Annotated in this window: 8 protein-coding genes; all 8 read left to right on the forward strand. The window is 68.9% G+C overall.

The window, feature by feature from the left end; all coding sequences use genetic code 11:
* Positions 1-166 precede the first annotated feature (166 nt).
* The 8 genes from CXY81_RS01250 (at position 167) to CXY81_RS01285 (ending at position 7,274) form a co-directional block, all read left to right on the forward strand.
* Positions 167-1,558, forward strand: a complete 1,392-nt coding sequence (locus CXY81_RS01250) for a GntP family permease (protein WP_104170968.1) — start codon at positions 167-169, stop codon at positions 1,556-1,558.
* Between the two features lies 1 nt (position 1,559).
* Positions 1,560-2,144, forward strand: coding sequence for a gluconokinase (locus CXY81_RS01255; protein WP_104170964.1), 585 nt, complete (start codon positions 1,560-1,562; stop codon positions 2,142-2,144).
* A 79-nt stretch (positions 2,145-2,223) separates the two neighbouring features.
* The gene (locus CXY81_RS01260; protein WP_104100589.1) at positions 2,224-2,499 is read left to right on the forward strand and encodes a hypothetical protein; all 276 of its coding nucleotides are present in this window, start codon (positions 2,224-2,226) and stop codon (positions 2,497-2,499) included.
* A 193-nt stretch (positions 2,500-2,692) separates the two neighbouring features.
* Positions 2,693-3,211, forward strand: a complete 519-nt coding sequence (locus CXY81_RS01265) for a hypothetical protein (RefSeq protein WP_104193723.1) — start codon at positions 2,693-2,695, stop codon at positions 3,209-3,211.
* Positions 3,212-3,306: 95 nt separating this feature from the next.
* A complete protein-coding gene (locus CXY81_RS01270; protein ID WP_104170962.1) occupies positions 3,307-3,909 on the forward strand; it encodes a DUF305 domain-containing protein in 603 nt (200 codons plus the stop codon).
* Positions 3,910-3,912: 3 nt separating this feature from the next.
* Positions 3,913-4,875: a F510_1955 family glycosylhydrolase gene (locus CXY81_RS01275; RefSeq protein WP_104193724.1), complete on the forward strand. Its 963-nt coding sequence runs from the start codon at positions 3,913-3,915 to the stop codon at positions 4,873-4,875.
* A gap of 107 nt (positions 4,876-4,982) precedes the next feature.
* A complete protein-coding gene (locus CXY81_RS01280; protein ID WP_158251970.1) occupies positions 4,983-6,212 on the forward strand; it encodes an aminotransferase class V-fold PLP-dependent enzyme in 1,230 nt (409 codons plus the stop codon).
* A complete protein-coding gene (locus CXY81_RS01285) occupies positions 6,213-7,274 on the forward strand; it encodes a hypothetical protein (RefSeq protein ID WP_104193725.1) in 1,062 nt (353 codons plus the stop codon).
* The last annotated feature ends 74 nt before the right edge of the window (positions 7,275-7,348 follow it).

Below are 7,348 nucleotides of genomic sequence, written 5' to 3' on the forward strand. Positions count from 1 at the left end.
AGCCTCTCCCTGCGGACTGGCCGCGCGCGTCGTCGCGACGTCGCCCATCGTGATCGTACCGGCGTTGGTCCCGGAGTCGCGATTCGTGTGCCACACTCAAATATCTGATTAATCAGATTATTGGACGATGAGGTCGCAGTGAAGCAGCCTCGGAATGGAAATTCAGATGATTCTTCCCTACGCGGCTCCAGTGGTTCCGATTGAACCGGCCGGCAGCGACCTCCAGCTCATCCTCGCCGCCCTCGTCGGCGTCGCGGTGATCATCCTGCTCATCACCTGGCTCAAGGTGCATCCGTTCCTCGCCCTCTCGATCGGCGCCGTGGGCGTCGGCGTCGGGGCCGGCCTCGCTCCCGCCGCCGCCGTCACGAGCTTCAGCGCCGGCTTCGGCGCCACCATGGCCGGCGTCGGCATCCTGGTCGGCTTCGGCGCCATGTTCGGCAAGCTGCTGGCCGACTCCGGCGGAGCCGACCGCATCGTCGACTCGCTGGTGACGCGCTCGAGCGCCCGCACCCTGCCGTGGACGATGGCCCTGATCGGCGGGCTGATCGGCCTGCCGATGTTCTTCGAAGTCGGCCTCGTGCTGCTCATCCCGGTGATCATCCTGGTGGCCCGCCGCAGCGGACTCTCGCTCATCCGCATCGCCATCCCGGCCCTCGCCGGCCTGTCCGTCATGCACGGCCTGGTGCCGCCGCACCCCGGTCCGCTCGTGGCCGTGACCACTCTCGATGCGAACCTCGGGCTCACTCTCGCGATCGGCGTGCTCATCGCCATTCCGACCGTCATCATCGCCGGCCCGATCTTCAGCCGGTTCGCGAGCCGCTGGGTCTCCGTGCCCGTGCCGGCCCTGTTCCTCACCAACGAGGAACAGGGTCTGGGCGAGAACGCCCGGCGCCCGAGCTTCCTGATCACCATCTCGGGCATCCTGCTCCCCGTCGTGCTGATGCTCGCCCGATCGATCGCCGACGCGATCGACCCGGGCTCCACCTCGCCTCTCAACGCCACGCTCGACTTCCTCGGCACGCCGATGATCGCCCTCGGCATCGCTGTGATCTACGCGATGATCGTCTTCGGTCGCGGTGGCGGCATGGACCGCGCCGGGGTCGCCAGGTCCCTCTCCGATTCCCTCCCGCCGATCGCGGGCATCCTGCTCATCGTGGGTGCGGGCGGCGGGTTCAAGCAGGTGCTCATCGACACCGGCATCGGCACCGTCATCGCCGAAGCCGTGGCCGGCAGCAGCGTCTCGGTGCTCGTGCTGGCGTGGTTCGTCGCCGCCCTGATCCGCGTCGCTACCGGGTCGGCCACCGTCGCCACCGTGACGGCCGCCGGCATCCTCGCCCCCGTCGCGGCCAGCCTGGGCAGCACGGATGTCTCGCTGATGGTTCTCGCCATCGGCGCCGGTTCGCTCTTCCTCTCCCACGTCAACGATGCCGGGTTCTGGCTCGTCAAGGAGTATCTCGGCACGACCGTCGGGCAGAATCTGAAGACCTGGACCGTGATGGAATGTCTGATCTCCGTGGTCGGCCTTGCCGGCGTCCTCCTGCTGAATATCGTGATCTAGCATGTTCGAGACTCAGCAGCCCGTGCTCGTGATCATGGGCATCTCCGGATCCGGCAAGTCCACCGTGGCGGGGCTCCTCGCCGGCCAGCTCGGCTGGGATCTCGAGGAGGGCGACGACCTGCATCCCCAGGCGAACATCGACAAGATGTCTGCCGGTCGGCCTTTGAACGACGAGGACCGCGCGCCCTGGCTCGACACGGTCTCCTCGTGGATCATCGAGCACACCATGGCGGGGGCGCCGGGAATCATCACCTGCTCGGCGCTCAAGCGCCGTTACCGCGACGTGCTGCGCGAGCACAACGTGATCTTTGTGCACCTGACCGGGTCGACGGACCTGATCGGGCGCCGGCTTGCGACGCGCCTCGACCACTACATGCCGACCTCCCTGCTCGATTCGCAGGTGGCCACACTCGAGGCGCCTGACGCCGACGAGCGCGCGATCTCCATCGACGCCGGCCGCGCTCCGGCCGAGGAGGCCGCCGAGATCGTGCGGCGGCTCGGGCTCACACCCCGGCCCGGCTCGTCGAGCCTGGGCGCGCGAGAACCGGGCAAGTCCTCGGTGCCGGGGTCGCGAGCGATTTCCTGATCGGGTCTGGCGAGTGTCGGCGGCATGAACTACACTCACAGAATCGAATAGATGTTCGAGAAAATCAAGGGAGCCACGCATGCCTCAGATCATTGACGCAGTCGTCGACGTGGAGCTGTCCGTCGACGGCGACCCGCGCGCGTTCATCTGGAACCGGTTCGAACACACCGTCATCGGCCAGCCGCAGGCGATCTTCACCCGCACCCGCTGGTGGGAGAATGCCGGCGGCGTGCCGTCCCGCATCGACACCGAGCTCTGGCGCCTCGATGCCTCGCGCGGCGACGAGGAACAACACCGCTACGACCTGCGCCGCGACACCGACGGGTCGTGGGTGCTCGCGCTCGACTGGGGGTGAGCCCCGGCCCGGGTGTCGCCCCGGACCGAGGCCGCTCCCAGCTGACGCCGATCCGCCCGGTATACCCTGAAGGGGCATCCACGGTGAGCGACAGGCCGACGGATGCCCAGACCACAGTTCGGACGGAGGCGGCAAGCTGCACACACGCGCTGCGATCTCCCTCCGTGATGGACGCCGGGTCTTCCACTCCGCCGTGCTCACGATGGCCGCGCTGCTGCTCTGCCTGCTCGCGGCGCACACGGCCGGAACCGGACACGGGCTGGCGCACGGACCGGGCAGCCTGTCCTCGGCCCCGACCGCTCCCGCTTCCTCATCAACAACAGCGTCAACAACCATGACCACTGCGATGACCGCCGACGCACACTCCGCGGCCGGGCACACCGCATCATCCGCCGCGCCTCTCGCTGCATCCCTCCCCGCATCCCTCACCGGCCCGCTGCTCGAGCGCATCGCGCCCGCGACCGCGACCGTGGTCGGCCTGTCCGCCGGCGCACTCGGCAGCGCCGACACCCACGCGATGTCCGGTCTGGCCACCCTCTCGATGACGTGTTCCCTGCTGCTTGTGCTGGTCGGCCTGATTCTGCTGGCACGGCGCCCGTCGGCCTGCCGTCGCCTGCTCGAGGCCGGCAGCTTCATCGTCGGCTCCTTCCGGGAGATTCCGCTGCACCTGCATCGGCCCCGCCTCACCCTGCTCTCCATCAGCCGCATTTAGGCCGAAACCCTCGCCAGCGCACCCCACCGGCCTGCGCGGCCCGGCCGCACCCCGGCCCCCGGTTTCTCACCCTTTTGTCAACGAATGGAACACCAATGCTCCGCACCATCCGCACCATCCGCACCTCGCTGATCGCCGCCGCCGCGCTCACCACGGCGCTCACCCTTACCGCCTGCGGCGACACGACCCCGGCCGCCGACGCCCCGGCCGCCGACGGACCCACCGCCACCGCGTCCGCCAACGCCAACGCCGCGGATGTCGACTTCGCCCAGATGATGATCCCCCACCACGAGCAGGCCGTCGCGATGAGCGACGACTTCCTCGCCAAGCACGGCACCGACCCGCGCGTCGTCGCCCTGGCGACCAAGATCAAGGCCGCCCAGGAGCCCGAGATCACCCAGCTGACCGATTGGCTGGGCGAGTGGGGCGCCGAAACGGGCGGCATGTCCGACATGAACCACGGCACCGACGGCATGATGAGCGAGGCCGACATGATGACGCTCGGCAACGCCTCGGGTGCAGACGCCGACCAGGTGTTCCTCGAGCTGATGATCGCGCACCACGAGGGCGCAATTGCCATGGCGCAGACGCACATCGACGAGGGCAGCAACGCCGACGCCCAGACCCTCTCGGCCACCATCGTCGCGTCGCAGTCCGCCGAAATCGCCGTCATGACCGACCTCCTCGCCGCGTACTGACCCATGACGACGGCCAGCAGAACCCTCCGCCTCGGCGGCGCCGCCGTGATCACCGTCGGCCTCGCGGCCGCGCTGGCCGGTTGCGCGCCCACTCCGGCTGCTCCGCCAACCGGCACGTCCGCCCCCACCACGGCGGCTTTTGAACACATTCACGGCCTCGGCGCCGACCCGTCCACCGGCAAGACCTACGCCGGCACGCACCAGGGCGTGTGGCAGGTCCCGACCGACCTGCTGCCCGACAGCTACCTGGCCGGCGCGCCGGAGGCCGGGCTCACCCAGCCCACCCCGAGCGATGGCCCGGCCTTCGACGCCATGGGCTTCACGGTGGCCGCGCCGGGCCTGCTGCTGGCCTCCGGGCATCCGGGCTCCGACGAGTCCACGTTGGTGGGCCCCAACGTGGGACTGATCAGCAGCGCGGATGCGGCAGCCACCTGGTCGAACGTCTCTCTCGCCGGCAAGACCGACTTCCACGACCTCGACGCGGTGACCCTGCCGCCGGGAGCCTTGCGCGTCTACGGCTACGACGCCGCCGCCGGCAGGGTCAGCATCAGCGACGACGATGGGGCCACCTGGTCGCCCGGAGCCGCGGTGGAGCTGCGCGACCTCGCCGCCGACCCGGCGACCGCCGACCGGGTCTTCGCGACCACCGAGAACGGCCTCGCCGTGAGCGAGGATGCCGGGCGCACGTTCGCGCTGGTCCCCGGCGCACCGATGCTGTACCTGATCGACGTTCAGGATGCCGCGGCCGGCGGCGGTGTCGTCGGCATCGACCCGGAGGGCGTGCTCTGGCACGAGGAGGCCGGAAGCGGAACCTGGACCCGCGGAGGGCAGACCGACGGCAGCCCGGAGGCCTTCGGCTTCGTCGGCGGGAGCGTGCCCTGGCTCCTCGCCGCCGACCGACGCGGGGTCGTCGCGAGCGACGACTTCGGTCTCACCTGGGCCGTGCTCGTTGCGGCCCAGGCCTAGCCCGGTGCGACGGATGAAGCTATGACCACCACGCTCCCAGCCGGTTCCCAGCCGCGCCGGGCAGAACCCGCTGCTCGCCTAGAATGAGCCGGAAAGAATTGAAGGACATGAAGCACACTGGGTTGTTCCGGCGCACACCACAGGTTGCGGTCGAAACCGGCCGTCTCGCCGATTTCGCTTACCTCGAACCCGGCGCGGTCTACCTCGACTCCGCCTGTCAGAGCCTCCGGCCGCAGCCGGTCCTCGACGCCCTGACCGAGTACTACACGGAGTACAACGCCTGCGGCGGGCGCGTGAAGTACGCCTGGGGCACCCGCGTCGACCGGGAGGTGCAGGACGCCCGCCGGGCCGTGCTCGAGCTGCTCGGCCTCTCCGGCCGGGGTCACGCGGTCTCCTTCACCCTCAACACGACCTTCGGCCTGAACCTGCTGCTGCAACAGCTGCCGCAGGGCCGGTTCGGGCAGATGGTCACGAGCCACATCGAGCACAATTCGGTCTTCCTGCCCACCATGACGGCGGCGACCCGACTGGGGGTGCCCCGCCTGGTGCTCGACCGCGCCCCCGACGGCGCCCTGGTCTACCGGCCGGCCCAGCTCGAACGCGCGATCGTGGTCGTCAACGTGGCCTCCAACATCGACGGGCGTCTGCTTACCAACCTCACCGACCTGGTGCGCGACACCCACGCCCGCGGCGGCATCGTCATCCTCGACGCCGCCCAGGCCATGGCGCACGAACGCACCCTGCTGGCCAAAACCGAGGCCGACGCGCTCTGCTTCTCCGCCCACAAGATGTACGGCGCCAGCCTCGGCGTGGTCGTCGCCACCCACGAGCTGCTCGGTTCCCTCGAGCTCACCTTCGTGGGCGGCGGCATGGTGGCGGATGTCCGCGAAGACTCCTACGACCTTCTCGCCAACGACCCGGGCGCCCTGCTCGAACCCGGGCTGCAGGCCTGGGGCGAGATCATCGCCCTGCGCCGTGCGATCGAGTGGCTGGGACAGGTGCGCCCCGGCGGCCGGCCCGCGGCCGAGCACCTTCAGGGTCTCTCGCAGCGTCTCTTCGAGGGTCTCGGCGACATCCCCGGCCTCACTCTGGTCAACACCGCGGCCAGCCCGGTGATCAGCGCCTACGCCCCGAAACAGGATTCGCACCGGCTCGCAGTGTTCCTCTCCCAGTCCCACATCATGGTGCGCAGCGGCTACTTCTGCGCCCACCACTACCTGAAAGACCAGCTCGGGCTGCCGCCGCTGCTGCGCTTCTCGCTCGGACTGCACTCAACCACGGCCGATGTCGATCAGGCCGCACAGGCCCTCGCGCGCCTGATGAAAGGCCTCTCCTAAGTGTTCTGCATTGCCGCATTCATCGTTCTCGTTTTCATGGCGGCCGTGTCGGCACGATACCGCCGCTACCTAGGCAGGGCGTGGAACTGCACCCTCCGCCGTGTCACGTTCCGCCCCTGCGACACCACCTTCAAGCAGGACATCAAGGACCACCTGCTCGCGCCGCTGGCGGTGCGCCGTCCGAAGCTCGTCGGCCCGGCATCCGTCGCCCTCGAGGTGGTCGCGCTGCTCGTGGTGCTCACCACCGTCTGGAGCGCATACGTCGTCGTCAAGAGCGGTGTGAACCTGTACGTCTACGGCACCTGCAACAAGCAGGATTCCGCATCCTGCAGCCTGGGCGCCGAGGCCTGCTCGATCCCCGACCAGACGCCCACCTTCGGCGAGTCCCTGCTCTCCGGCGACGTGATCGGCGCCTTCGGCAACGACTTCGCCAGCCTCGGCGAGACGTTCTCGGCGATCCCCTCCCGCATGCAGAACTGGGAGGCCGAGGAATACCTGCCCGCCAACGCCAGCTACCTGGGCGTCTACGACGCGAAGAAGGAAACCGCGCTCGAGGTCATCGACCCCGGTTGCACCTACTGCCTGCAGCTGTTCAACAACATCGAGGAGGCCGGGTTCGACGACCGGATGAACCTCACCTACATCGCCTACCCGATCGCCGCCGCCGACGGCTACAAGTTCCAGAACTCGCTGCTCGTCACCCAGTACCTCGAGGCGCTGCGGCTGAACCCTCTCGCCGACGTCGCCACGCCGGTCGACTGGGAGATCCTGCGCCGGATCTACACGGAAGTCGATGACAAGGGCGTTTCCTGGCAGAGCGTGATCAACGGCGCCGAGCCGGCTGTCGCCACCGCGCTGCTGCAGGACTGGTCGGCCGAATTCGGCCTGAGCCAGGAACAGGTCGCCGACGTGGCATCCGTCGCCGCCTCCGACGAGGTCGCGGTCATCATCGCCGCGAACACGCGGCTGGTCGAGGAGAGCATCCACACCGTGAAGATCCCGACGATCATCTTCGACGGCCGCCGTCACGACGGCCTGGTCTCGGTGGGCGACCTGGACTAGCTGTTGTTCCCACACAGGTTGTGAGCGTGGCGTGAGCTAAAAAAGTGAGGACCTCCGGTATCGATTGGGTTACC

The organism is Cryobacterium sp. M25, assembly GCF_002929635.1.
Classification (GTDB): domain Bacteria; phylum Actinomycetota; class Actinomycetes; order Actinomycetales; family Microbacteriaceae; genus Cryobacterium; species Cryobacterium sandaracinum.

Excerpts from the sequence above, each read along its gene's own strand:
- CXY81_RS01280 (WP_158251970.1), top strand. The coding sequence starts at position 4,983 with ATGAAGCACACTGGGTTGTTCCGGCGCACACCACAGGTTGCGGTCGAA.
- CXY81_RS01270 (WP_104170962.1), top strand. The coding sequence starts at position 3,307 with ATGCTCCGCACCATCCGCACCATCCGCACCTCGCTGATCGCCGCCGCC.
- CXY81_RS01275 (WP_104193724.1), top strand. The coding sequence starts at position 3,913 with ATGACGACGGCCAGCAGAACCCTCCGCCTCGGCGGCGCCGCCGTGATC.
- CXY81_RS01255 (WP_104170964.1), top strand. The coding sequence starts at position 1,560 with ATGTTCGAGACTCAGCAGCCCGTGCTCGTGATCATGGGCATCTCCGGA.
- CXY81_RS01250 (WP_104170968.1), top strand. The coding sequence starts at position 167 with ATGATTCTTCCCTACGCGGCTCCAGTGGTTCCGATTGAACCGGCCGGC.
- CXY81_RS01260 (WP_104100589.1), top strand. The coding sequence starts at position 2,224 with ATGCCTCAGATCATTGACGCAGTCGTCGACGTGGAGCTGTCCGTCGAC.